We start from the raw sequence: 23458 nt of genomic DNA, 5'->3' as shown, positions 1-23458 counted from the left end.
CACGGGCGCAACCAGGCCGCATCCGGGGCCGCCACGAGACACTAAAGGGCCTGCCACCAGGGTGGGCTCCACGCACGGGATGGAACCCCGGCGTGTACACTTATCCCATTCGAAACCAATGGTGTACGGCACATGACGGCAACACGCAAAGACATCGAGAACGCGCTGAAAGAGCGCATCCTGATCCTGGACGGCGGTATGGGTACCACCATCCAGCTGTACAAGCTGGAGGAGGCCGACTACCGCGGCGAGCGCTTCAAGGACTGGAAGTCCGACCTGAAAGGCAACAACGACCTGTTGTCCCTCACGCGTCCGGACATCATCGAGCAGATCCACAACGACTACCTCGAAGCCGGTGCCGACATCATCGAGGCCAACACCTTCAACGGTACCCGCATCGCGATGGCGGACTACCACATGGAGGACCTCGTCCCCGAGCTGAACCGCGAATCCGCGAAGCTCGCGCGCAAGGCGGCCGACGCGTGGACCGAGAAGACCCCGGACAAGCCGCGCTACGTCGCCGGCATCCTCGGCCCGACCAACCGCACCGCGTCGATCTCCCCGGACGTGAACGATCCCGGCGCGCGCAACGTCGATTTCGACACCCTGGTCGACTCCTACAAGGAAGCGGCCGAGGCCCTGGTCGAGGGCGGCGTGGACCTGCTGCTGATCGAGACCGTGTTCGACACCCTGAACGCCAAGGCCGCGATCTTCGCGGTGAAGACGCTGGAAGACGAGCTCGGGAAGGAACTCCCGATCATGATCTCCGGCACCATTACCGACGCCTCCGGCCGTACCCTGTCCGGCCAGACCACCGAGGCGTTCTGGAACTCCGTGCGTCACGCCAACCCGGTCTCGATCGGGCTGAACTGTGCGCTGGGTGCCAAGGAAATGCGCCAGTACGTGGCCGACCTGTCGCGCATCGCCGATACCTTTGTCTCCGCGCACCCGAATGCCGGTCTGCCGAACGAGTTTGGTGATTACGACGAGAGCCCGGAACAGATGGCCGAGGACGTCGGACCCTGGGCCGAATCGGGTCTTCTGAACATCATCGGCGGCTGCTGCGGCACGCTGCCCGAGCACATCCGGGCCATGCGCGAGGCGGTCGAGAAGCATCCCCCGCGCAAGGTGCCGGAGGTCGAGCCGGCCTGCCGCCTGTCCGGTCTGGAACCGTGCAACATCACCGACGATTCGCTGTTCGTGAACGTCGGCGAGCGCACCAACGTGACCGGGTCGCGCAAGTTCCTGCGCCTGATCCAGAACGAGGAATTCGACGTCGCGCTGGAAGTCGCGCTGAATCAGGTCGAGGGTGGCGCCCAGATCATCGACATCAACATGGACGAGGGCATGCTGGAGTCGCAGGAGGCAATGGTCCGCTTCCTCAACCTCCTGGCCGGCGAGCCCGATATCGCCCGCGTCCCGGTGATGATCGACTCCTCCAAGTTCGAGATCATCGAAGCGGGCCTGAAGTGCGTGCAGGGCAAGCCGGTGGTCAACTCGATCTCCATGAAGGAAGGCGAGGAAAACTTCATCAAGCAGGCCCAGCTGTGCCGCCGCTATGGCGCCTCGATCGTGGTCATGGCCTTCGACGAGGACGGCCAGGCGGATGACGAACAGCGTCGTGTCGAGATCTGTACCCGGGCCTACAAGCTGCTGACCGAGAAGGTCGGCTTCCCGGCCGAGGACATCATCTTCGACCCGAACATCTTCGCGGTCGCGACCGGCATCGAGGAGCACAACAACTATGGCGTGGACTTCATCGAGGCCACCCGTCGCATCAAGAACGACCTGCCGCACGCACTGGTCTCCGGCGGCGTGTCCAACGTGTCGTTCTCGTTCCGTGGCAACGAGCCGGTGCGCGAGGCGATCCACGCCGTATTCCTGTACCACGCCATCAAGGCGGGCATGGACATGGGTATCGTCAACGCCGGTCAGCTGGCGGTGTACGACGACATCGATCCGAAGCTGAAGGAAGCGGTCGAGGACGTGGTCCTGAACCGTCGCGATGACGCGACGGACCGGCTGCTCGAACTGTCCGAGGAGTACAAGGGCCAGGGCGGCGGCAAGAAGGAAGAGAATCTCGAGTGGCGCGAATGGGAGGTCTCCAAGCGCCTCGAGCACTCCCTGGTCAAGGGCATCGACACCTACGTGGTCGACGACACCGAAGAGGCGCGCCAGGCCTATGACCGCCCGATCCAGGTGATCGAGGGGCCGCTGATGGACGGCATGAACGTGGTCGGCGACCTGTTCGGCGAGGGCAAGATGTTCCTGCCGCAGGTGGTCAAGTCCGCGCGTGTCATGAAGAAGGCCGTGGCCCACCTGATCCCGTACATCGAGGCCGAGAAGACCGGCACCGAGAACAACGGCCGGATCCTGATGGCCACGGTGAAGGGCGACGTCCACGACATCGGCAAGAACATCGTGGGCGTGGTGTTGCAGTGCAACAACTTCGAGGTGATCGACATCGGCGTGATGCAGCCGGGGGCCGATATCCTGAAGGCGGCCAAGGAGCATGACGTCGACGTCATTGGCCTGTCCGGCCTGATCACGCCCTCGCTGGAGGAGATGGCCAACTTCGCCGCCGACCTCGAACGTGAAGGCATGAAGACCCCGCTGATGATCGGCGGCGCGACGACCTCGCGCGCCCACACCGCGGTGAAGATCGAGCCGAACTATTCCGGTCCGGTGGTCTGGGTGAAGGACGCCTCGCGTGCCGTGGGCGTGGCCCAGAGTCTGATCAGCCCCGAGCTGCGCGAGAAGTACGCCGCCGACGTCCGCGAGGAGTACGAGAAGCTGCGCGTGCAGAACGCCGGGCGCAAGAAGAAGACCCAATGGGTCACGCTCGACAAGGCGCGCGCCAACAAGCCGACAATCGACTGGTCCGACTACACGCCGCCGAAACCGAAGGCGCTGGAAACTGACGAACTGCCGGGGCAGCCGAAGGTGCTGCACCCGCATGGCGACGGCACCGTACTGCTGCGCTTCGATGATTACGATCTCAACGAGGTCGCCAAATACATCGACTGGACGCCGTTCTTCCACTCCTGGCAGCTGCACGCCGCCTACCCGCGCATCCTGGATGACGAGAAGGTCGGCGAAGAGGCGCGCAAGCTGTTCAAGGATGGCAAGGACATGCTGAAGCGGATGATCGACGAAAAGTGGGTCACCTGCCGTGGCGTGGTCGGCTTCTTCCCGGCGAACACCGTTGATGACGACGACATCGAGGTGTACACCGACGATAGCCGCTCCAAGGTCCTGAAGAAGCTGCACCACCTGCGTCAGCAGACCGAGAAGCGTCGCGGGCAGCCGAGCCATTCATTGGCCGATTTCGTGATGCCCAAGGAAGCCGGTGGTCCGGACTACATCGGGGCCTTCGCGGTCAGCGCCGGTGGTGATGTCGACGCCAAGGCCAAGGAATACGAAAAGGCCAACGACGACTATCACGCCATCCTCGTGAAGAGCCTGGCGGACCGTCTGGCCGAGGCCTTTGCCGAGTGCATGCACTACCATGTGCGCCGCGAATACTGGGGCTATGTCCCCGACGAGTCGCTGGAGAACGAGGACCTGATCGAGGAGAAGTACCAGGGTATTCGTCCGGCGCCCGGCTACCCGGCCTGCCCGGAGCACACCGAGAAGGCGACCCTGTGGGAGATGCTGCAGCCGGAAGAGCACGCTGACATGACGCTCACCGAGAGCTTCGCCATGCTGCCGGTCTCGGCCGTCTCCGGCTGGTACTTCGCGCATCCGGAATCGCGCTACTTCGGTCTCGGCAAGGTCAACCGCGACCAGGTCGAGGACTACGCCAAGCGCAAGGGCATGTCGTTCGAGGAGGCCGAGCGGTGGCTCGCGCCGAACCTCGGATACGACGACAGCGACGAGGCCAAGGCGGAAGCCAAGGCCGAGCGCGACGCCCGGACCGCGTAACTTCGCGATCCTGCCCCGGGTGGGCTGGCCGACAGGCCCTTGTGCCCGGAAAACTGCGAGCCCCGCCCCGTGCGGGGCTCGCTTTGTTTGGGGTGCCGCGCCAAACTGGACGGGCTTGTCCCCAACTGGAGTCCGCGCATGTCCGCTCGTGAACCCGCGATCGACGCTCGACCGGCGATGTTCCGCAATCATCCGTTCGGCTTCATCCTTAGCGTGTTACTGATCCCGGCCTTCGGCCTCGGCTTGCTGATCCTGTTGTGGTGGTACCTCCAGACGCGCTCGGTACGCCTGCGCATCGACGCCGATCAGGTGCATCTGGAACGGGGCCTGCTGTCGAAGTCGCATGTGGACCTCGACATCGGTCAGATCCGCACGGTGAAGGTGGATCAGAGTTTCTTCGACCGCATCTTCCGCGTGGGCCGCATCGCGGTGTACACCACCGGGGACAATCCGGAATTCCGGGTTAACGGCATCCCGGACCCCAACCGGGTGCGCGAATATGTGCGAGGCCGTCGCGAGGGCGTGGCATGAGCCGTGCGGACCGGCGGGACAGCCGTCTGGCGCTGCGCATCCTGCTCGGCACCTCGGCGCTGGCCGCGTTGCTGGTGGCTTTGCTGGTGCTGGCGGCAGCGGTGTCCCTGCCGGGGCTGTCGGACTGGGTCGCGCTCACCTTCGATGATGGTATGGGCCTGAAGAACGCGGCCCTGGTCGCGGCCATCGTCTCGGTGCTGGTGTCGATCGTATTCGCCCTGGCCGCCGGCGAGGGCCTGATCGGGGAACTGCAGTTCATGATCCCCGGTTTTTTTCTGTTCTTTGTGTTTTTCTGGTTGATGCTGGCCTGGATCTTTTGATCCACGCCCGCTCCCCGTGCATCCTGCCACTCTGTCTCAACCCCGGAGCCCCCAAGCGTGACCACTGACGCGGACAACGAGTCGAACCCCCAGCACCATCTGACCCTGCGTCCGACGCGGGTCGAGGACTACGAGGACATCCGCGAGATCATGGAGCGGGTCTATCACGACCTCGACGGTGCCTGGAGCGAGGCGCAGTTCCGCTCCCAGGTGATGCGCTTCCCCGAGGGGCAGATCTGTATCGAGGACAACGGCAAGGTGGTCGCCGCGGCGATCAGCCTGATCGTCGAATACAAGCGCTTCGGCGATCAGCACAATTACTGGCAGATCACCGGGAATGGCTTCCTGACTACCCACGACCCGGACGGCGACACGCTCTATGGGGTGGACATCTTCGTGCATCCGGACTATCGCGGGCTGCGTCTGGGCCGGCGCCTGTACGACGCGCGCAAGGAGTTGTGCGAGAAGCTGAACCTGCGGGCGATCGTCGCCGGTGGGCGTATCCCCGGCTACGAGCAGTACCGCGACGAGCTGACGCCGCAGCAGTACGTACGCCGGGTGAAGAACCACGAGATCATCGACCCGATCCTGACCTTCCAGCTGGCGAACGACTTTCACGTCCGCAAGATCATCACCAACTACCTGCCGGACGACGAGAAGTCCGGGGCCTACGCGACGCTGATCGAGTGGCTGAACATCTACTACGAGGAGAAGGAAAAGCTGATCGGCGGCAGCCGCTCGGACGTGCGCATCGGCGTCGTCCAGTGGCAGATGCGCCCGACGGTGGACCTGGACTCCCTGTTCCAGCAGGTGGAGTATTTCGTCGATGCGGTTTCCGGCTATCGCTCGGACTGCGTGCTGTTCCCGGAATTCTTCAACGGCCCGCTGATGGGGGCCTTCAACCAGGACTACCCGGCCGAGGCCGTGCGCCGCCTGGCCGAGTACACCGAGGCGGTCCGCGAGGAGATGGTGCGCCTGGCGCTCGCCTACAACATCAACATCGTGGCCGGCTCGATGCCCGAGTACACGGATGATGTCCTGCGCAATGTCTCCTATCTGTGCCGTCGCGATGGCACCTGGGACCGCCAGTACAAGATCCACGTGACCCCGGACGAGGTGTCCTACTGGGGACTGCAGGGCGGCGACGAGGTGCATGTCTTCGATACCGACTTCGGCAAGATCGGCATCCTGATCTGCTACGACGTGGAGTTCCCCGAACTGCCGCGGGTGATGGCCGATCACGGCCTGCAGATCCTGTTCGTGCCCTACTGGACCGACACCAAGAATGCCTATCTCCGGGTACGGCGCTGCGCCCAGGCCCGCGCGATCGAGAACGAGTGCTACGTGGTCATGTCCGGCTCGGTGGGCAACCTGCCCAAGGTCGAGAACATGGACATGCAGTACTCCCAGGCTGCGGTGTTCACCCCGTCCGATTTTGCCTTCCCGCACGACGCGGTGGCCGCGGAGGCGACCCCCAACACCGAGATGACCCTGATCGTGGATCTCGACCTCGACAACCTGAAGGAGCTGCGCAATCACGGCTCGGTGCGCAACCTGCGTGATCGTCGGCGCGACCTCTACTCGGTCAAGTGGAAGTCGAAGCCCGTGTAGCAAACACGGAGCGGTGGTCGCGCACGACGCTCCGCGGGCCGATCGCCCGGAGCGAGAAAGTGTGAACCGCGTCCGGTTGCCCCGGCGACCCCACTGGCATCCGGACGCGGGGGCCCGTAGTCTTGCGAGTCTAGGGATGTTCGGCCACTGGGGGGTACAGCGTGGTCGGCGGCCGTGCCGCTGTCAGGCGGCCGGATGTCAGTCAGGGGGAAGCATGAGCGATCAGATACCGGACCCAAAACGCGCCGCGATCCTCGTGGTGGATGACTCCAAGGTCATCCGGGTTGCGTTGCAACGTATCCTGCAGGGTCAGAACACCGTCTACGAGGCGGCCGACGGCGAACAGGCACTGGAACTGCTTCAGCAGTATCCCGATATCGGGCTGGTGCTGACCGATCTCTCGATGCCGGGCATCGACGGCCAGGATCTCCTGCTGCGTATTCGTGATGGCGTCGATGACCTCCCCTCGGACCTCCCGGTGGTGATCGTGACCGGTCAGGAGAGCGACGAGGCGGCCAGCGACGAATGGCGTTCACTGGGGGCCAATGCCGTCCTGATGAAGCCGTTTGTTCCCACCCGCGTGCGCGAGGTCGTGGCCGAACTCCTGCCACCGCCGCCGGTCCCCGAGCCGGCGGCCCCCGGAGGGGCCCCCGACTCCGCCGAGAACCAGGCGTTGCGCGACGAGGTCGAGCGCCTGCGCCGCGAGTTGATGCTGCGGCAACAATCCTCCAATGAGCGCGAGGCGCAGAAAGAGCTGGAGCGTCTGCGCAACGCCCTGGGCGAGGCCCGCGACGAGTCCACGGCGGCATTCCAGCGCGCGGAAGAGCGGGATCGCGAGATCGAGACTCTGCAGGGGCGTTTGGAGGAGGCCGAGACGGCGCTGGCCGAGGCGCGGGCGCGGGACGACGAGGTCGTGGCCGCAGCGGAACAGGCCGCAGCCCGCGAGGAGGAGCTTGCGGCCTTGCGTGTGCGCGTGGAAGAACTCGAGGCTGAGGGTCCCCCGGAGTCGACCGAGCCCGACCACGAGACCGAACAACTGCGTAGCCGGGTGCGCGAGCTCGAGAGCGAGAATGTCCGCCTGGACCACGAGCTCGTCGACCTGGAGCGTCAGCGCGAGGAGCAGCAGACGGAGCTGAAGGTGGCGCGGGGCGAGGCCGAACGCCTGCGCCGTGAGCGCAACCAGCAGTGCGAGCGCGCCGCGGCGGCCGAGAAGGCCCAGGCCGAGGCCGAGCAGCGCTGTTCGGATAGCCAGGATTCGGCTTCGGATCTGGGTGACCGCCTGGTGGCCCGCGAGCGGGAACTGGCGGAGGCCCAGCAACGCAACCAGGACCTGCGTGGCCGGATCCGTGATCTGGAACATGCCCTGACCGGCCACAGCACCACCGCTGCGGCGGAGCCGGCGAGCGAGCCGAGTCGGGGTGAACCGGTCAAGGCGGAGCCGGAGGACAGCCTGCGGGCGCCCCTGTCCGATGCGAAACACGCGCGACCCGCACGTCTGGCGGGGCGTCGCTGGTTCCGGCTGGCGTTTGTCGGGGTGCTGGCGGTGATCGTGGTCCTGGGGGTGGCGATCTACCTGCGCGGGACCTGAGGCGCCGCGTGAAAGGGGCGGGCACCTGGCAGTGCCCGCCGTACATCGGGTTTAGTGCCGATCGCGGAGGACACCCAGCAGGTGGTTCCAGGAATCGTGGTCGGCGCGCGCGTCATAGCCGACCGGCATGCCGAACTCCTCGGCAATGGCATCGGCCCCCGGATTGGTGAAGCTGTGCTTCACACTGGAGAATTCCACCACGGTGTAGCGTACTTCGGCCTCCTGCATCTCCTTCTGGAAACCGGCGACCTGCTCCGGCGGGATCATCGGGTCTGCGGTACCGGTGAAGGACAGCAGTTCGGCCGACACCTTGCCGACCTCGGCCGGGTGCTCGGTTGCCAGGCCGCCGTGGAAGCTCGCCGCCACGTTCAGGTCCATCCCTGCGCGCGCGGCCTCGAGGGCCACGGTGCCGCCGAAGCAGTAGCCGACTGCGGAGGGCGCCGCATCCGCGCTGGCATCATGCGCGCGCAGCCAGTCGTAGGCGGCCTGGAAGCGGCCCAGCATCAGGTCGCGATTCTCGCGGATTTCCCCGGCGAACTCGCCGGCGGTAGACGGGTGATCGGCCAGCTTGCCGCTGCCGTACATATCCAGGGCGAAGGCGGTGTAGCCCTCGCGGGCCAGCTGCTCGGCACGGTCGCGGGCGTAGTCGTTGTGGCCCCACCATTCGTGAATGACCAGGACCGCCGGGTGTGGCCCGTCGCCTTCGGGATGGGCCAGATAGCCGGTCATCTCGTCGCCGTCATGGTCGTAGGCGATCTCTTCGGTCTGGATGCCGGCCAGGGCCATGCCGGGGAGCAGGCCGGCGAGCAAAACGGCCAGCGGCGCAAATGCGGACTTGCTAAACATATGGGCACCTCCTTGGTGGACGAAGCGTCGTATTTTCGACCCGGGCCTGCGAGTATGGTTCGGGCCCGGCCGGGTTACAACGAAGGGGACAGCGGCTACAGTAGAGAGGTCGGGGCCACGTGCGCGAGGTGGCCTCGAAACAGGACGAGTGAGGCGCAGCGATCCCCGTTCCGCCTCGGCAAGAGGATCCATCCATGTCCGACCGATCCGCCAACGATTCCCTTGAGGCCCGCGTCCAGTCGGCTGACAAGCTTCTGGCCATGCCACAGGTGGTGTTCGAGGTTGCGCGCCTGCTGGAGGACGACGACGCCACGGCTGCCAGGATCGCCAGCAGCCTGGGACGCGATCCCGGCCTGGTGGCCCTGGTCCTGCGCATCGCCAACAGCCCTGCCTATGCCCCGGCGCGTCCGGTTGACTCGGTGGACCGCGCGATTGCCATGCTGGGTCGCGATGCCCTGCAGCGTCTGGTCGTGGCGAGCGCGATCACCCGCGCCACGGCCAGCATCCCCGATCAGGAACGCCTGCCGCTGGAGGTGTTCTGGCGCCATTCGGCCTACTGCGCGGTGATCGCGCGGCAACTGGCGATGCGCGTGTCGCCGCGCCAGGCCAGCGGGATCTTCCTGGCTGGCCTGCTGCATGATCTTGGCAAGCTGTTGTTGTTCTCGCAGTCGCCGGAATCGGCCCACCGGGCCTTCCTCTCCAGTCTGGATGTTGGCGACGGCCTGAGCCCGCAGGGCGCGGAGCGCGCGCAACTGGGCTTCGATCATGCGCAGCTGGGTGGGGCCCTGGCCGCGCACTGGGGTCTGCCGGAACTCCTGGTCGACTGCCTCGCCGGTCACCATCAGCCGCTGCAGGCGCCGGAGCGCAATCGCACCGCCGTGATGCTGGTGCATCTGGCCAACACCGGTGCCCATCTCGCCGAGATCGATTCGCGCGACTGGGCGGATGCACCCCCGGTAGATCCGGCGGTGTGGGACGCCCTGCACCTGGCCCCCGAGGTCTTGCTCGCCGCAGTGGAGGAGGCCCAGCACGAGGTGCTGGCGGTGCAGGACCTTTGCGATCCGGCGCACGAGGGGGAGCCGCGGCCATGACTGCTCGCCGTGAACTTGAGGCTGGCGCTCGAGTCCCATCGGCTATGCAGAGTCGGGCATTGCCACTTGTACGATTGCGCTCGCTGGTCCTGACGGGGCTGCTGCTCCTGGTGACGGGTTGTGCCGGGGTTCCGGCGGCCCTTTCCCCGTTGCCTGTTGCCGCCCCCGATCGCGATCAGGTGCTGGCGGATCCCGAGGCCGTGAAGGGTGAGACCGTGGTCTGGGGCGGAGTGATTGCGGACATCGAGAACACCTCGGGCGGTACCCGGCTGGAGGTGGTGGCCCGCGAACTTGATCGCCAGGGGCGACCACAGGAGGCGGATCGCTCACCCGGGCGCTTCCGCGTGGTCAGCAGCGGTTTCCTCGACCCGCAGATCTACAAGGAAGGCCGCGAGGTGACCGTGCGGGGTGTCATCCACGGGATCGAGGAGGGCCGCATCGGTGACTACGCCTATACCTTCGTTACGCTGCAGGCGGATGCGGTCTACCTGTGGTCGCGGCGCCCGCCACCGACGGAGCGCGGCTATCGCGATCCGTTCTACGGCCCGTTTTATGACCCGTTCTATAGCCCCTGGGGCCCGCGCTACGGCCTCTATGGGCGTTATCACCCGCATCCCTGGTACTGGTGAGCATGACCCGATTCCTGCGTCCTTTTCTGGCATTGCTGCTGCCCGTGTTCCTGGCCGCCTGCGCCTCCGGCCCGCTGGAGGCCCCGGATGACCCGGCCGTACAGGTCGAACCGCGTGCAGTCACCGGCGATAGCCTGCCGCCCGACGAGCAGGTATGGGGCGGGGTGATCGCGCGCGTGGACAATCGCGCCGAGGCGACCTTCATCGAGGTGGTCGGGTACCCGCTCAGTCGTCAGGAGCCACAGACGCGGCAGTCCACCATCGGGCGTTTCCGCCTGCGTGTGGAGGGCTTCGCCGACCCGGTGGACTATCGTGCCGGGCGCCGGGTTACCGGTGTCGGCACGGTGACCGGGGTCGAGGACGGCCGGATCGGCGAGCTGGACTACGTCTTCCCGGTGCTGGAGGCCCACTCGATGCACCTGTGGCCGGAGCCCGAGCCGGCACGATCTTCCGGTGGTGTGCGCTTTGGCATAGGCATCGGGATCGGCCTGTAGGCCGCACTCGGGGCGGCCGGCGCGCGTTTCCACGAATCCCCATGCAACGAGGAGTATTCATGCGAGCAGTCGTGTTCGACGAACCCGGAGCCGCCGAGGCCCTGCGTCTGGACGAAGTAGCGGAGCCGGCGCTCACGGCCCCCGACCAGGTCCGCATCCGGATGCTGGCGGCCGGTGTCAATCCGGTGGATACGAAGGTGCGCGCCGGGGGCATGATCGTCCCCGGTGCGCCGCGCAACACGCCGGGCTGCGATGGGGTGGGCATCATCGAGGAATGTGGCAGCGCCGTGCATCACGCGCGGCCGGGGCAGCGGGTTGCCTTCTGTTTTGGTGGGGTCGGGGCCGATCCGGGGACCTACGCTGAACAGGTCGTGGTGCCCGAGGCCGCGGTGGTCCCGGTGCCGGCGGCGGTATCCGATGCCCAGGCCGCCGCCCTGCCGCTTACCTGGCTGACCGCCTGGGAGGCCCTGTTCGAGCGGGCCGACCTGCAGCGCGGCCAGAGCGTGCTGGTTCACGCGGCGGCCGGCGGGGTCGGGCAGATGGCCGTACAGATCGCACGCGCTGCCGGCGGCCGGGTACTGGGCCTGGTGCGGCGCGACGAGGCGGGCACGATTGTCACCGCACTTGGGGGCGATGTCGTCGACCTGCGCAAGCCGGATGCCGCGGACGCGATCATGCAGTACACCGATGGGCGTGGCTTCGACATCGTGCTGGACACCGTTGGTGGCGAGGTCTTCCGCGAGGGACTGACGCAGGTGGCCTATGGCGGGGATCTGGTGACCCTTCTGGCCCCCCCGGCGGATACCGACTGGAACCCGGCGCGGCTGCGCAACCCGAGCATCAGCCTGGAGCTGATGCTGACCCCGATGCTGGAGAATGATCGCCGCCGTCTGAAGCACCAGGCCACCCTGGTGGCCGAGGGTCTGGCCCGGCTGGCCAGCGGTCGCTTGCAGGTCAACGTCGAGGATACCCTCCCGCTGGCCGAGGCCGCCGAGGCCCACCGGCGCATCGAAGCCGGCGGCCGCCGCGGCAAGCTCGTGCTGCGCATCCCCGAATAAGCGGGTCTTGCAACCACGAAGCGCCCGAAGACACGCAGAAGGGCAAGGTCCAGGGCGAGTCACCACGGAGGCCACGAAGAAAGGCGAGGTGGCGGATCCGTCGGGGCGTTGTTTAGCGATCGAGGTACTACCCAAACGCCGCGCCAGTCCGCGCAGATCGCCACGCCGCTTCGCGGCTTGCGATGACGACGGGCACTGCGGCCTCAGCACTTCCAGCATTGCGAGGGCCACGGCTTCGACCACGTCGTGCTGCCAAAACGCACCCCTCTCCGTGCCCTCTGTGGTGAAATCGCCCTTCGCGCGCTTCGGGGTGGACTCCTGAAGCGCGCGGGGGAGGAGATTAGCTGCCGACGAGGTGGCTGAAGATGCGTGCGCCGCCGATGTAGGTGCCGGCGGCCGAGCCCAGGGTGGTCAGCAGGAAAACCAGCAACACGCGCGAGACGCGGTTGCGCCACCAGCCGCGTGGCGTGGTGGTGTCCTGACGCAGACTGGCAAAGTCGGAGACCCGCGGCTTGCGCAGGAACAGCTCGGCCGCGGCCGCGACAAAGCCGACCCCGATGGTGGGGTTCAGCGAGGTCAGCGGGGCTGCCAGGGCCGCGGTGAGTACGGTTAGCGGATGGGCCAGGGCGATGATCGCGCCGAGGGCCGCCAGGCCGCCATTGATCAGCACCCAGTCGGTCACCATCTGCAGGCCGATATCCGGGTTGCGCGAGAACCCGATGGCAAAGCCGGCGAGGATGATCCCGATCACCACCCACGGGACGACCTTGGGCCAGCGCGCCTTGGGCGGGGCCTGGTCCAGGGCGTCGAGGATCGCGTCCGGCGGGGTCAGGTGATCCTCGGCCTGTTCGGCAATCCCGGGCAGGTGGCCAGCCCCCACCACCGCCAGGATGCAGCGCGTCTCCGGGTTGGCCGCGAGGCGGCGCAGGTGGGCGGCCATGTAGTGGTCGCGCTCTTCGATCAGGGTGCGGTAGAGGTCCTCGGACTGCTCGGCGAACTCGCTGAAGGTGGACTCCAGCATGTCGCCTTCCTTCAGGCGCTCGATCTCGGATTCGTCGATCTTCTCGCGCGAGAGTACGGAGCTGAACAGTCCGCCGATCAGCCCCATGCGTTCCCACCAGCGCACTGCGCGGTAGGTGCGGCGCAGGGTTAGACCGATATCCCGGTCGATCAGGGCCAGGGGGAGGCCATTGTCCAGGGCGCCGTCCATGGCCGCGCGCATCTCGGCGCCGGGTTCGATGCCGTACTGGTCGGCCAGGCGTTGCTGGTAGGCCCCGAGCGCCAGGCTGGCGGCGATCATCGGGGCCTGGCCCTTGCGCATCACGCTGAACAGATCCATGCGCCCGACTGCGTCGGGGTCCAGCATCGCGCGCTGACGGCTTTCGCACAGCTCGACCGCCACGCTGTCAAAGGCCCCCGTGTCGATCAGGGCGCGGACCTTGTCGGCGCTGGCGCGCGACACGTGCGCGGTGCCCAGCACCACGACTTCAGTGTCGCCCAGTTGCAGGACGCGGTGGGGTTCGTCGGCGATCAGTTCCTGGACGGCGGGATTCATGCGTGGCGGGCTCTTGCTCCGGTGGGCGGGCCGTATTCTACGGCGAATGCGCGCGGCCCGCAGCGCCGGCCGCCGGATCGCGCGCTACGGGGCATCGGGCTCGGCCTGTGGCACGTCGTCGGGCGGGCTGTCTGCCTCCGCTTCGGGGAGCGGTTCCGGCACGCGAAGGCTCTCCAGGCGTTCGACCACGCGCAGCGCACGCTCGTGGGCCGAGAGGAGTCCGGCATGGTCGGGCGCCAGTTCGAGCCCCTCTTCCCAGTGTCTCAGGGCCTCTTCGATGTCACCGGCGGAGTAATGGCTGCGGCCCTCCTCCAGCAGCGTCTCGGCGCGCGCGTCTCGGCGCTCGCGCCATTCCTCGCACAGCGCGCGATGGGCTCGCTGGGCGGCCTGGTCCGGGCCGGAGGCGTCGGTGTCGGGGGTGATCTCGTTGCGACACCAGCGCGCTGCCGTGGCCAATTCGCCCGCCTCCAGGGCCTGACGCAGGCGTGCATTGATGGTGGAACGCGGGACCTCTTCCTCGATCTCGGGGGCTTCGGCCTGGCGCAGTTCCCGCTCCAGGCGCGCGATGCGTTCTGCGCGTTCGGAGTTGGAGGCCAGGCCCTGGGCCAGGTGCAGTAGCTCCAGGCGTTCCTCGCCATCGGTGTCGGCGGCGTAGCCATCCAGCGCCCGCGCCAGGGGCTCGCGACGATTGGCAAGGCGGTCGGGATCGTCCGGCAGTCGTTCGCTGTGGCGCACCAACGGACGCATCACCTCGAGCAGGCGCAGCCGCTGGACCAGGGCGCGCGCCTCGAGGATGTCGTGGCGTTGCTGCAGAGTCTGTAATCCAACCTGTCGCTGGCGTTCCAGTTGGCTGATGAATTCCCGACGTTCGCTGTCCGGCGGCAGTTGTGCCTCGGCCGTCTCGAGGATCTCCAGGGCCTGAGCGACCGCGCCTTCGGCCGAGGCGGCGCGCGCCTCGTGCATCGCCTCGGCCGCGGCGGTCGCGGCCTCTTCCTCGATGGCTGCCCGGCGCTCGGCCCATCGGGCTCGCGGTTCCGGGTCGTGCTCGTCGATCAGCTCGAGGGCATGCTGGTAGTTACCCGTCTCCAGGGCGCGTTCGATGCGCTGCTCGGGCGGGGCGAAGGGGTCCAGAGCGGCGCAGCCCTGGACCAGCAGAAGGGCCAGCAGGATGCTCGCGAGCGGGAACAGGCCGCGGGCTGCAGTCATGTGCGATCCGTAGCGTTCAGTACCCGGGTGGTGGGCACGGCTTCGCTGACCCCGTGCAGCTCGTGGGTGCCCCAGTCTTCGGTGCGGAACTGTCCCTTCACCTGCTCGTGCTCCATGAATGCGGCAGTCGTGACCAGCCCGCCGGGGGGCGCGACCGTGACCAGGCGGGCTGCGAGGTTGACGGTGTCGCCGACCACGGTGAACTGCATGCGGTCTTCGGCCCCCATGTTGCCGGCCAGCATCTCGCCGGCATTCAGGCCGATACGGAACTCCACCCGGGTATCGCCGCGGCGTTCACGCTCGGCGTTGATCGAGGCGACGGTGTCCAGCAGGGCCAGGCCGGTCTGCACAGCGGTCAGGCGATGGTTTCCGGCGTCCGCCCCGAGGCCGAAGACCGCCATGGTACAGTCGCCCATGTACTTGTCCACCGTGCCGCCGTGACGGGCAATGCATTCCGACATCGGGCCGAAGAATTCGTTGAGCATGCGGCCCAGGGCCTCCGGGCTGCAGCGCTCCGAAAGCGCGGTGTAGCCCTGGATGTCGGCAAACAGTACCGATCCCTCCAGCGCGCGTCCGCCCAGCTCCACCCGGTCCAGATTCTCCAGGATGTCCTGGGCGATGGCGTCCGACACGTAGCGGCGCAGGGCGGCCTCGACCTGGTCCTTGCGCAGCAGGTCGCGCGCCATATCGTTGAAGGCGTCGGTCAGCTGGGCGATCTCGTCCTGGCGCACCATCGGCAGCGTGTTGCCCTGGTCATCCATGGGGCGGGCGCGTGAACGCATGCTCTCGGCCAGGCGTTCCAGTGGGCGCACCAGGCGCTTGCTGATGTCGATTGCCAGGATCAGGCTCAGCAGAAACACCCCGACGGCCGTGGCGATCCCGGCGTTCAGGGTGTTGCGGATTAGCTCCTGCATTGGCGAGGTGTCGATGTAGGCCTCAATGTAGCCCACCTGTACGTCCTGAAAGCGCACGTTGCGTCGGTAGGGCTCCATCGTCGGTGCCAGCGGCCACACCCCGTCGGTGAGGGATTGCTCCGGGGGTGTCCCGGCGCGGGCAACCTGACCGCGGTCGATCGCGTAGGCGGCGATGGACTCGACGCGCCCCTCCTCCACCAGTGAGTTCAACAGGGTCTCCAGGGTCAGGTAGTCCTCGGCCAGCATCAGTTCCGCCGAGGTCCGCGCGACCGGCGCCACGGTGCTCTCGGCCTGGGCGCGAATCTGGTTGTCCAGCACGTTGCTGACCTGGTTCAGCACCACAGCCGACAGGGTCACGATCCCGGCCAGTGTCAGCCCGGCGATCGCCGCGACGATCTTCCATGCGATCGGCAGGTAGCGTGGGGTGAAGTCGGCGCTGCCGACGCCCAGGCGTGCGCCGCCGCCGGACTTGCGGCGGCGGATCATGAGGGGGACTCCGGGGCGGCAAGCCAAGGGGCCAGCCACGCCCGCCAGTCGGCGAGCAGGGTGTCGGAGCGCGCCGCCACTGCGGAGCGCTTGGTCAGCGATCGGCCGAATACGGGCTCGCCCGCGAGGTTGCACATGGCACCGCCGGCGCGGGCGAGCATCAGCCCACCGGCCGCGCTGTCCCATGGGGCCTGGCCACCGTGCAGGTACAGATCGGCGCGCCCGGCGGCCAGCCAGGCCCACTCCAGGGCGCAGGCGCCGAGGTTGCGTTGCGAGCGAAACGGCGCGTTGCAGGCCAGTTCACCCGCCAGGGGGGTATCCAGGCGCTTGTAGTCCACCAGGGCGATGGCGCGGCCCAGCTCCGTGACGGGAGGGCGAGTGGTCGCCGGCGGGGTGACCCCGTTGAGCTCCAGCGCGCTGTCTTCGGTGGCGGTAAAGAGTTCTTCGCGTACCGGATCGTAGGTCGCGCCATGGGTGACCCGGTCACCCTCGATGCGGGCGATGGAGATGGCGAAGAAGGGCATGCCACCGGCGAAATTGGAGGTGCCGTCCAGCGGGTCCACCAGCCAGAAGGCGGGGGCGGTCTCCAGTACGCGTGCCTGTTCGCCGCGTGCCTGTTCCTCGCTCAGTACCGGCGTGTCCTGTCCGTATGCGCCCAGCAGGGTGCGTACACGCGCATCCACCGCGTGGTCGGCCTCGGTGATTACGCTGCCGTCTGCCTTGTAATCAACGGCGATATCGGCCTCGAAGCGGGGCAGCAGTTCTTGCTGCCCGATCTCGCGCAGGCCCTGCGCGAGATCGGAGAAGGGGATGGCAGTGGTAGTCATGCAGACCCGGAAACGCTGGTGGCAAGGTAAACGAACCGGAGACGGCCGGGCATGCCCGGAAAAACTCGGGTTCGATTGCGCTTATCATACCGGTCCATGACCGGCTTGATCATAATCATATCCATTGCCTTGATAGGGTTTTACGTTAATGACACCTGGCGTGCCAACGAGCGTGCCCGTCGGGTGGGGCGGCAGGCCTGCGAGCGGGCAGGGGTGCAGTTGCTCGATGCCACCGTCGTGCGTACCGGCCAGCGCCTGGTCTGGGGCGACCGCGGCCTGGCCCTGCAACGCCGCTACCGCTTCGAGTTTTCCGCCGATGGGGCGGGGCGACATCCCGGCGAGATCTCGCTGGAAGGCCGACAGTTGAAGCGCGTGACCCTGGACTGGCCGGACGGCGGCCGCGAGTTTCAGGGGCTGGACAGCGATGACAACAGCGGAGGGGCGCCCCGGTGACCCTGAGCGAGCTGCGGTATGTGGTCGCCGTCGCCGATGCCCGCCACTTTGGGCGGGCGGCCGCGGCCAGCCATGTCAGTCAGCCATCGCTGTCGGTGGCGGTGCGCAAGTTCGAGGAAGAACTGGGCGTGACCCTGTTCGAGCGCGGCCGCGGCGAGGTCAACGTGACGCCGGCAGGTGAGCAGATTATCGCGCAGGCGCGGCGCGTGCTGGCCGAGGTCGAACAGCTGCGCTCGGTTGCCGTACAGAGTCAGGATCAACTCTCCGGCCCGCTGCGCCTGGGTGCGATCTACACCATTGGTCCGTACCTGCTGCCGGAGCTGATCCCCGCGCTGCACGAGCGCGCGCCGAACATGCCGCTGGTGATCGATGAGAACTACACCGGGCGGTTGCGCGAGCGGCTCAAGCAGGGTGAGCTCGACGCGATCCTCATTTCGTTGCCGTTCGAGGAGCCGGGCGTGGTCACGCTTCCCTTGTACGACGAACCGTTCATGGCCGTGCTGCCGGCGGCGCACCCGCTGAAGGACAAGGAACCCCTGCGCCTGGAAGACATGGCCGATGCGACCCTGCTGATGCTGGGCGCCGGACACTGTTTTCGCGACCAGGTGCTGGAGCGCTGCCCGGACTGTCAGCGTACGGTGACTGCGGATGGCAGTACGCCGCGCAATCTGGAGGGGTCGTCGCTGGAGACAATCCGCCACATGGTGGCCTCGGGGATGGGGGTAACGATCCTCCCGTGCACGGCGGTGGGGGCGGATCGTTATGCCCAGCGACTGCTGGCCGTGCGGCGGTTTCAGGATCCGGCGCCCAGCCGCCGTGTGGCCCTGGCATGGCGCACCAGCTTCCCGCGTCCGGAGGCCATCGAGGCGCTGCGGCGCGCGGTGCTCTCGACCCCGCTGACCTGTGTCGATTTTATCCAGCCCGGCGCGGGGTAGGCGGCTTCAAGGTAATGCGGATTCGCGCGGGATGGGCTGCCGCGGCTCAGTTGCCGGCAAGGACGCGGTTGCGCCCGGCCTGCTTGGCCGCATACAGGGCCTCGTCCGCCGCCTGGTAGGCGGACTGCAGGGTGGCGCCGCGCCCGACGCCGGCCACACCAACGCTCGCGGTCACCTTGACCGCGCCGTCGCTCTCCAGCGCGGACTTGTCGGTGGCCTTGGCGCAGGCGCGCAGGGCGGCAATAGCCAGGCGGATGCGCTCGCCGCATTCCATGGCGCGGCTGAGATCCGCGCCGGGCAGCACCGCCAGGAACTCCTCGCCGCCCATGCGCACACACAGGTCGGATTCGCGGGTGGTGCTGCGCAGGGTCTGCGCCACCAGGCGCAGGATGTCGTCGCCCACGCTGTGGCCGTATTCATCGTTGATCTGCTTGAAGTGATCGAGATCGATCGCCAGCACCGACATCGGGCGATCCTGGCGGCGGCAGTCGGCCAGCCACTGGGCGCCCTGTTTCTCGAAGGCGCGGCGGTTGCCGAGACCGGTCAGTTCATCGGTCTCCAGACTTTCGTTCAGGCGCTGGAAACGCAGGGCGTTGGCCAGTGCCGGGGCGGCCAGCCCCAGCAAAGCTTCGAGCAACTGCTGTTCGTCGTCGCTGAAGCGGCGTCCGCGCATCAGGATCAGCGAACCCATGGTCTCGTTGTTGAAGCTCATGCCGTACTCGATGCGATGGCGATCCTCGTCGCCGCCGGACCAGGTCTCGTCACTCTCCTGCAGGATGAAGAACCAGCCGCTGTGATGGACCTGGGCGTGCAGGTGTTCCTGCAGGCGGGCGAGGACGGTCCCGAGCTCGAGGCTGGAGGACAGGGCCTGCACGAAGGCAAGGGCATCAAAGGGCGTCCCGGCATCGCCAGTCGTCTTGCCCTTGGCGGATACCAGTCGCAGGTTGTGGGCGTTCCCATCGCGGTTCATGGCCGTCTCGCTTGCATCGATCGTTGGATCGAGAGTAAAGCCAGATCCATGCCACTTATCGTATATTTAGTGAAAACAGAGACTTGTGTCACGGATAACGGAGCCCTTGACGGAAAATCGGCGATTTTTCGCCGCCCCCGGCAGGTCCTCACCGCCGCAGGCGGCAAGGGGTGGCAGGATTCTGACACCCTGCGCCGGGGCGGCGTTTCCCGAGGAACGGCCGGTCTACATGAGCCGGGCGCGCGCTTGCCCTACACTGCGCCGCATGATTCGAATACAAGATATCGAGCTGCGTCGCGGCCGCCAGATCCTGCTGCAGCACGCCAGCCTCACCGTGCATGCGGGCTGGCGCGTCGGCCTGACCGGCGCCAACGGGTCCGGAAAATCCAGCCTGCTGGCGGCTTTGCAGGGCGAATTGAGCCTGGATGCCGGCGAAATCGACCAGCCCGCGGAATGGGTGGTGGCGCACCTTCCACAGGAGGTTCCCGGGAGCGAGCGCTCGGCCGTGGACTACGTGCTGGATGGGGATACCGAACTGCGCGACCTGCAGCAGCGCCTGGAGCAGGTGTCCGATGGCGCCGAGCAGGCCCGCCTGTTTGGCGCGCTGGAGGCGATTGACGGCTGGACGGCCGATGCCCGTGCGCGCCGACTGCTGGCAGGCCTCGGATTCGCTGCGGCGGATGCGGATCGGCCCATGAGTGATTTCTCCGGCGGCTGGCGCATGCGCCTGGGCCTGGCGCGCACGCTGATGACGCGCTCGGATCTCTTGTTGCTGGACGAGCCCACCAACCACCTGGATGTCGAGACCATCCTGTGGCTGGAGGACTGGCTGGCGCGTTATCCGGGGACGGTGATCGTGATTGCGCATGACCGTCGGTTTCTTGATTCGGTCTGCACCCATATCGCGCACATCGAGCGCGGTGGTATCGCGCTGTACGCCGGCAGCTACACCCACGCCGAGGCCAAGCGCGCCGAGGCCATGGCCCAGAGCGAGGCGTCGGCCGCAAAGGTGGCGGCCGAGCGCGCCCACCTGGAGGACTTTGTCCGTCGCTTCCGTGCGAAGGCGAGCAAGGCCCGCCAGGCCCAGAGCCGACTGAAGCGTCTGGAAAAACTCGACGAGGTTGCGGTGATCCGCGCGGCCCGGCCGATTCATCTCGAGATCCCGACCCCGGAGCGTCTGCCCGACCCCCTGCTGGCGCTGGATCATGCCGAGGTCCGATCCGGGGATCGCGTCCGCCTGCATCCGACGACTTTACGTCTGCGCCCCGAGGACCGGATCGGCGTACTGGGCCCGAACGGTGCCGGAAAATCGACACTCTTGACGCTGCTGGCCGGCGAGCTGGCCCCGACCGCGGGCGAGCGCCGCGTGGAGCCGAACCTGAAGGTCGGCTATTTTGCCCAGCACCAGAGCGAGCAGCTGGACCTGAAGGCCTCGCCCCTGGTGCACCTGCAACGTCAGGACCCGCGTGCCGAGGAGCAGCGCCTGCGCAACTTTCTCGGTGGCATGGGTTTTCCCGGCGAGAAAGCGGACGCTCCGGTGGGTCAGTGTTCCGGCGGGGAGCGGGTGCGCCTGGTACTGGCGCTGCTGATCTGGCAGGCGCCCTCGTTACTGCTGCTGGATGAACCCACCAACCACCTGGATCTGGACATGCGCGAGGCGCTGGCCGAGGCGCTGGAGAACTATGCCGGTGGCCTGGTGGTGGTGGCGCATGACCGTGAACTGCTGGCTCGCGTCTGCGACCGTTTCTGGAAGGTGGAAGGCGGCCACCTGAGCGACTTCGAGGGGGACCTGGATGACTACGCCCGCGAGCTGAAGGCCCGCGAGCGGGAAAGTGTCGCCGCGAAAGACCCTGGAACGCCCGCCACGACGTCCCCGAGTGGTCCGGCACTGTCACAGAAGGAACGGCGGCAGCAGGCGGCGCAGGCGCGTGCCGCGCTCAAGCCACTGAAAAAGAGTGCGGACCGAGCCGAGCAGGAATGTGTCCGTGTTCAGGAACGACTGGATGCGCTGGAGACCGAGCTGGCCGATCCGGCGCTGTACGCCGATGAGGCGGCGGATCGTCTGGCCCAATTGACCCGCGAACAGGGCGATTTGCGCAGTCGGCTGGAGACGGCGGAGGCCGAGTGGATGGAGGCGCTGGAGGCGCTGGAATCCGCCCGGGGTGAGACTGCGGAGTGAGGCCCTCTTCAAAGACCAACCCTTGAACTCGGGTATTGCGGGGTCTATACATAAGGGTGAATGCATTGGAGCGAGGAGTGATCCCCATGAATGCACAGGAACTGAATCGTCGCTGTGTCGAGCTCTTTCACAACCCGGATGCGAAACTGCATTGCTGGCACCCGCGCATGTTCTGGAAAACCAACATGCTGGAGAACCCGAAGCCGGAAGACCTGCAGGAACCCAAGGTCGACCTGCGCGAGCTGGAGGTCATGCTATCGGAGGCCGCGCACGAGCCTTCGCAGTGCGCCGACGAGCTGGAGCAGGAAGAGCCCGGTCGGGCTGCATTGATCCGGCACATGATGGAGCGTGGCGAGATGCCGCTGCTGCATCGGCCGCACTGATCGTTCCATCAAGGAGCGATGATCGATTATGGAGTGAGCCCCCAGCGGGGCTCGATCCCGTCATGTACTGGCGGGAGCATCGGCCCCCGGTAGCCTGTGTTGCCGGGGGCTTTTCCTTGCCGGTGAGCGGTTCGCTGGAGAGCGAGCGTTACTGGCGGATGAAATCCGAGAAGTAGAGGGCTGCGATCCGGGGCGAGCCGGTAATCTCCTCGAGCAACTCGTTCAGCTCCTCCGTGGCCTCGTTGCGCAGATCCTCGCGCGCGCCACCGCCGGTCAGGCTGTCCGGACTGCGCCCGCCAAGGATGCGGATCAGTCGGTCGCGCACTGCGGGAATGTGCTCGCGGATCGCGCGGGCGTCTTCCAGATCGTTGCCTTCCAGCTGGATGGAGGCCTGCAGGTAACGTCCGCGGTCGGAGGATGCCATGTTCACCACCACCGGCTCCAGGGTCACGTAATGGCTGTCCAGGTCGTCCACGGCGAGCGCGAGGGGCGCGGTCAGCATCAGGACAATCCCCAGAAGAGCAAGGTGCAGGGAACGAAAGGGGCTGCGGATCATGGTGTGTGCTCCGGGGCGGGTTGCGTGCTGGAGGCGATCAGGTCGCCGCGTCGATGGGGCTCCTGATCAAAGTATGCCACCAGATGCTCATAAATTTCGGGCATGGCCTCGCGCAGGCGCGCCGGCTCGAAGAAAAAGGACTCTGTCGCGACGGCCAGGAACTCCTCCGGGGCGGTGGCCGCATAGGGGTCCAGCGGCAGCTCGGCCTCGTCGATTTCGCCGGACTCCACGGCCTCCACGAATGCCTCGAAGGCCCGCGAGAAATCCTCCGTCCAGGCACCGGCCGACTGCCCGCGGCGTAGTGGCGGGAACCCGTTCACCTCGCCGTTGCCGGCGTCCAGTACGTGGGTCATCTCGTGCACGACCACAGCGCCGTCGCGCTCGACATCGTTCCACGACAGGATGACCGGGCCGCGTTCCCAGGCCTCGCCGGACTGGGGGATCGCCCCCTGATGGACGATGCCAGCCTCGTCCACCCACTCGTGTTCGGGCACGAAGGTGTCGGGATACAGGATCAGCGTGCGCCAGTCGCGGTAAGGCTCGAGGCCCAGTTCCAGCACCGGCAGCGCGGCGTAGGCGGCGATCACCTGGCATTGCCAGGGTTCCGGTTCCGCGGCGATGCCGATGAATTCCTTTTGCGCAAGGATCTGGCCGACCAGTTCGCGCAGCCGGGAGCGCTCTTCCGGCGTGAGGCGGGCGATGAACGGGGCCCGTCGACGCAGGGCCTCCCACTCGTCGTTGTCCAGTTGCACGGCCTCGGGCTCCAGGCCGGCAAAGGGCCCGAGGATGCGCCGGAACAGGCCGCGCAAGGGAAAATTCGGCGTCGAATCCATCCGTCAATCGTCGCACGTTTGGCTGGCATGCGTCCGCCTGCGGCAGGCGATTGCCGCGGGGCGGCTAAT

At 67.0% G+C, this 23458-nt stretch carries 21 protein-coding genes; 13 read left to right on the top strand and 8 right to left on the bottom strand.

Going from position 1 to position 23458, the window contains the following annotated elements:
• Window positions 1–132 precede the first annotated feature (132 nt).
• The 5 genes from metH (at window position 133) to F618_RS0109910 (ending at window position 7974) form a co-directional block, all read left to right on the top strand.
• Window positions 133–3924, top strand: a complete 3792-nt coding sequence (metH, locus tag F618_RS0109930) for a methionine synthase (RefSeq protein ID WP_019568466.1) — start codon at window positions 133–135, stop codon at window positions 3922–3924.
• A gap of 138 nt (window positions 3925–4062) precedes the next feature.
• Entirely contained in the window at window positions 4063–4455 is a 393-nt protein-coding gene (locus tag F618_RS0109925) for a PH domain-containing protein (protein WP_018938304.1), read from the top strand.
• Window positions 4452–4775 carry a hypothetical protein gene (locus tag F618_RS0109920; protein ID WP_018938303.1) on the top strand — a complete coding sequence of 108 codons (324 nt, stop codon included), beginning with the start codon at window positions 4452–4454 and terminating at the stop codon, window positions 4773–4775. Before F618_RS0109925 ends, F618_RS0109920 begins: the two co-directional genes overlap by 4 nt.
• A gap of 57 nt (window positions 4776–4832) precedes the next feature.
• The gene (locus F618_RS0109915; protein WP_018938302.1) at window positions 4833–6386 is read left to right on the top strand and encodes a bifunctional GNAT family N-acetyltransferase/carbon-nitrogen hydrolase family protein; all 1554 of its coding nucleotides are present in this window, start codon (window positions 4833–4835) and stop codon (window positions 6384–6386) included.
• Between the two features lie 214 nt (window positions 6387–6600).
• Window positions 6601–7974: a response regulator gene (locus F618_RS0109910; RefSeq protein WP_019568465.1), complete on the top strand. Its 1374-nt coding sequence runs from the start codon at window positions 6601–6603 to the stop codon at window positions 7972–7974.
• Window positions 7975–8025: 51 nt separating this feature from the next.
• Here the strand turns inward: F618_RS0109910 and F618_RS0109905 are convergent, their stop codons facing one another.
• Complete coding sequence (locus F618_RS0109905) at window positions 8026–8820, bottom strand: dienelactone hydrolase family protein (protein ID WP_019568464.1); 795 nt, start codon at window positions 8818–8820, stop codon at window positions 8026–8028.
• A gap of 194 nt (window positions 8821–9014) precedes the next feature.
• Between F618_RS0109905 and F618_RS0109900 the strand changes: the two genes are divergently transcribed.
• The 4 genes from F618_RS0109900 to F618_RS0109885 are packed head-to-tail and all read left to right on the top strand — an operon-like array spanning window position 9015 to window position 12092.
• Window positions 9015–9911: an HDOD domain-containing protein gene (locus F618_RS0109900; RefSeq protein WP_019568463.1), complete on the top strand. Its 897-nt coding sequence runs from the start codon at window positions 9015–9017 to the stop codon at window positions 9909–9911.
• A gap of 44 nt (window positions 9912–9955) precedes the next feature.
• Window positions 9956–10540 (top strand): Slp family lipoprotein, encoded by a 585-nt coding sequence (locus F618_RS0109895; protein WP_051080752.1) that lies wholly within the window; start codon window positions 9956–9958, stop codon window positions 10538–10540.
• A gap of 2 nt (window positions 10541–10542) precedes the next feature.
• A complete protein-coding gene (locus F618_RS0109890) occupies window positions 10543–11034 on the top strand; it encodes a Slp family lipoprotein (protein ID WP_026331211.1) in 492 nt (163 codons plus the stop codon).
• Between the two features lie 59 nt (window positions 11035–11093).
• Window positions 11094–12092: a zinc-binding dehydrogenase gene (locus F618_RS0109885; RefSeq protein WP_018938297.1), complete on the top strand. Its 999-nt coding sequence runs from the start codon at window positions 11094–11096 to the stop codon at window positions 12090–12092.
• A 340-nt stretch (window positions 12093–12432) separates the two neighbouring features.
• On the opposite strand, the gene F618_RS0109880 is transcribed toward F618_RS0109885, so the two are convergent.
• The 4 genes from F618_RS0109880 to F618_RS0109865 form a co-directional block, all read right to left on the bottom strand.
• Window positions 12433–13647: a TraB/GumN family protein gene (locus F618_RS0109880; protein ID WP_018938296.1), complete on the bottom strand. Its 1215-nt coding sequence runs from the start codon at window positions 13645–13647 to the stop codon at window positions 12433–12435.
• An 84-nt stretch (window positions 13648–13731) separates the two neighbouring features.
• A complete protein-coding gene (locus F618_RS0109875; protein WP_019568460.1) occupies window positions 13732–14853 on the bottom strand; it encodes a tetratricopeptide repeat protein in 1122 nt (373 codons plus the stop codon).
• Complete coding sequence (locus F618_RS0109870; protein WP_019568459.1) at window positions 14850–16253, bottom strand: adenylate/guanylate cyclase domain-containing protein; 1404 nt, start codon at window positions 16251–16253, stop codon at window positions 14850–14852. The genes F618_RS0109875 and F618_RS0109870 overlap by 4 nt, the downstream gene beginning before the upstream one ends.
• Complete coding sequence (locus F618_RS0109865) at window positions 16250–17080, bottom strand: inositol monophosphatase family protein (RefSeq protein WP_019568458.1); 831 nt, start codon at window positions 17078–17080, stop codon at window positions 16250–16252. Before F618_RS0109865 ends, F618_RS0109870 begins: the two co-directional genes overlap by 4 nt.
• A gap of 96 nt (window positions 17081–17176) precedes the next feature.
• Between F618_RS0109865 and F618_RS0109860 the strand changes: the two genes are divergently transcribed.
• Together F618_RS0109860 and F618_RS0109855 are read left to right on the top strand one after the other, a co-directional pair.
• Complete coding sequence (locus F618_RS0109860) at window positions 17177–17533, top strand: DUF3301 domain-containing protein (protein ID WP_026289493.1); 357 nt, start codon at window positions 17177–17179, stop codon at window positions 17531–17533.
• Window positions 17530–18468 (top strand): hydrogen peroxide-inducible genes activator, encoded by a 939-nt coding sequence (locus tag F618_RS0109855; protein ID WP_018169200.1) that lies wholly within the window; start codon window positions 17530–17532, stop codon window positions 18466–18468. The genes F618_RS0109860 and F618_RS0109855 overlap by 4 nt, the downstream gene beginning before the upstream one ends.
• Window positions 18469–18514: 46 nt before the next feature.
• On the opposite strand, the gene F618_RS0109850 is transcribed toward F618_RS0109855, so the two are convergent.
• Window positions 18515–19438 carry a GGDEF domain-containing protein gene (locus F618_RS0109850; protein WP_019568457.1) on the bottom strand — a complete coding sequence of 308 codons (924 nt, stop codon included), beginning with the start codon at window positions 19436–19438 and terminating at the stop codon, window positions 18515–18517.
• Window positions 19439–19703: 265 nt separating this feature from the next.
• Here F618_RS0109850 and F618_RS0109845 point away from each other — a divergent pair, with 265 nt between their 5' ends.
• Together F618_RS0109845 and F618_RS0109840 are read left to right on the top strand one after the other, a co-directional pair.
• On the top strand, window positions 19704–21617 hold the full coding sequence (locus tag F618_RS0109845) for an ABC-F family ATP-binding cassette domain-containing protein (protein WP_018938290.1): 1914 nt from the start codon (window positions 19704–19706) through the stop codon (window positions 21615–21617).
• An 86-nt stretch (window positions 21618–21703) separates the two neighbouring features.
• Window positions 21704–22000: a hypothetical protein gene (locus F618_RS0109840; RefSeq protein ID WP_018144712.1), complete on the top strand. Its 297-nt coding sequence runs from the start codon at window positions 21704–21706 to the stop codon at window positions 21998–22000.
• Between the two features lie 148 nt (window positions 22001–22148).
• On the opposite strand, the gene fliL is transcribed toward F618_RS0109840, so the two are convergent.
• Together fliL and F618_RS0109830 are read right to left on the bottom strand one after the other, a co-directional pair.
• Window positions 22149–22556 (bottom strand): flagellar basal body-associated protein FliL, encoded by a 408-nt coding sequence (fliL, locus tag F618_RS0109835; RefSeq protein WP_019563392.1) that lies wholly within the window; start codon window positions 22554–22556, stop codon window positions 22149–22151.
• Window positions 22553–23389, bottom strand: a complete 837-nt coding sequence (locus tag F618_RS0109830; RefSeq protein ID WP_018951849.1) for a zinc-dependent peptidase — start codon at window positions 23387–23389, stop codon at window positions 22553–22555. The genes fliL and F618_RS0109830 overlap by 4 nt, the downstream gene beginning before the upstream one ends.
• Between the last annotated feature and the right edge of the window lie 69 nt (window positions 23390–23458).

The sequence above is a fragment of the Thioalkalivibrio sp. ALMg13-2 genome (genome assembly GCF_000381185.1).
GTDB lineage: Bacteria > Pseudomonadota > Gammaproteobacteria > Ectothiorhodospirales > Ectothiorhodospiraceae > Thioalkalivibrio > Thioalkalivibrio versutus.
Note: the sequence above shows the minus strand (reverse complement) of the source record. Positions and strands in the feature narration are given on the sequence as shown.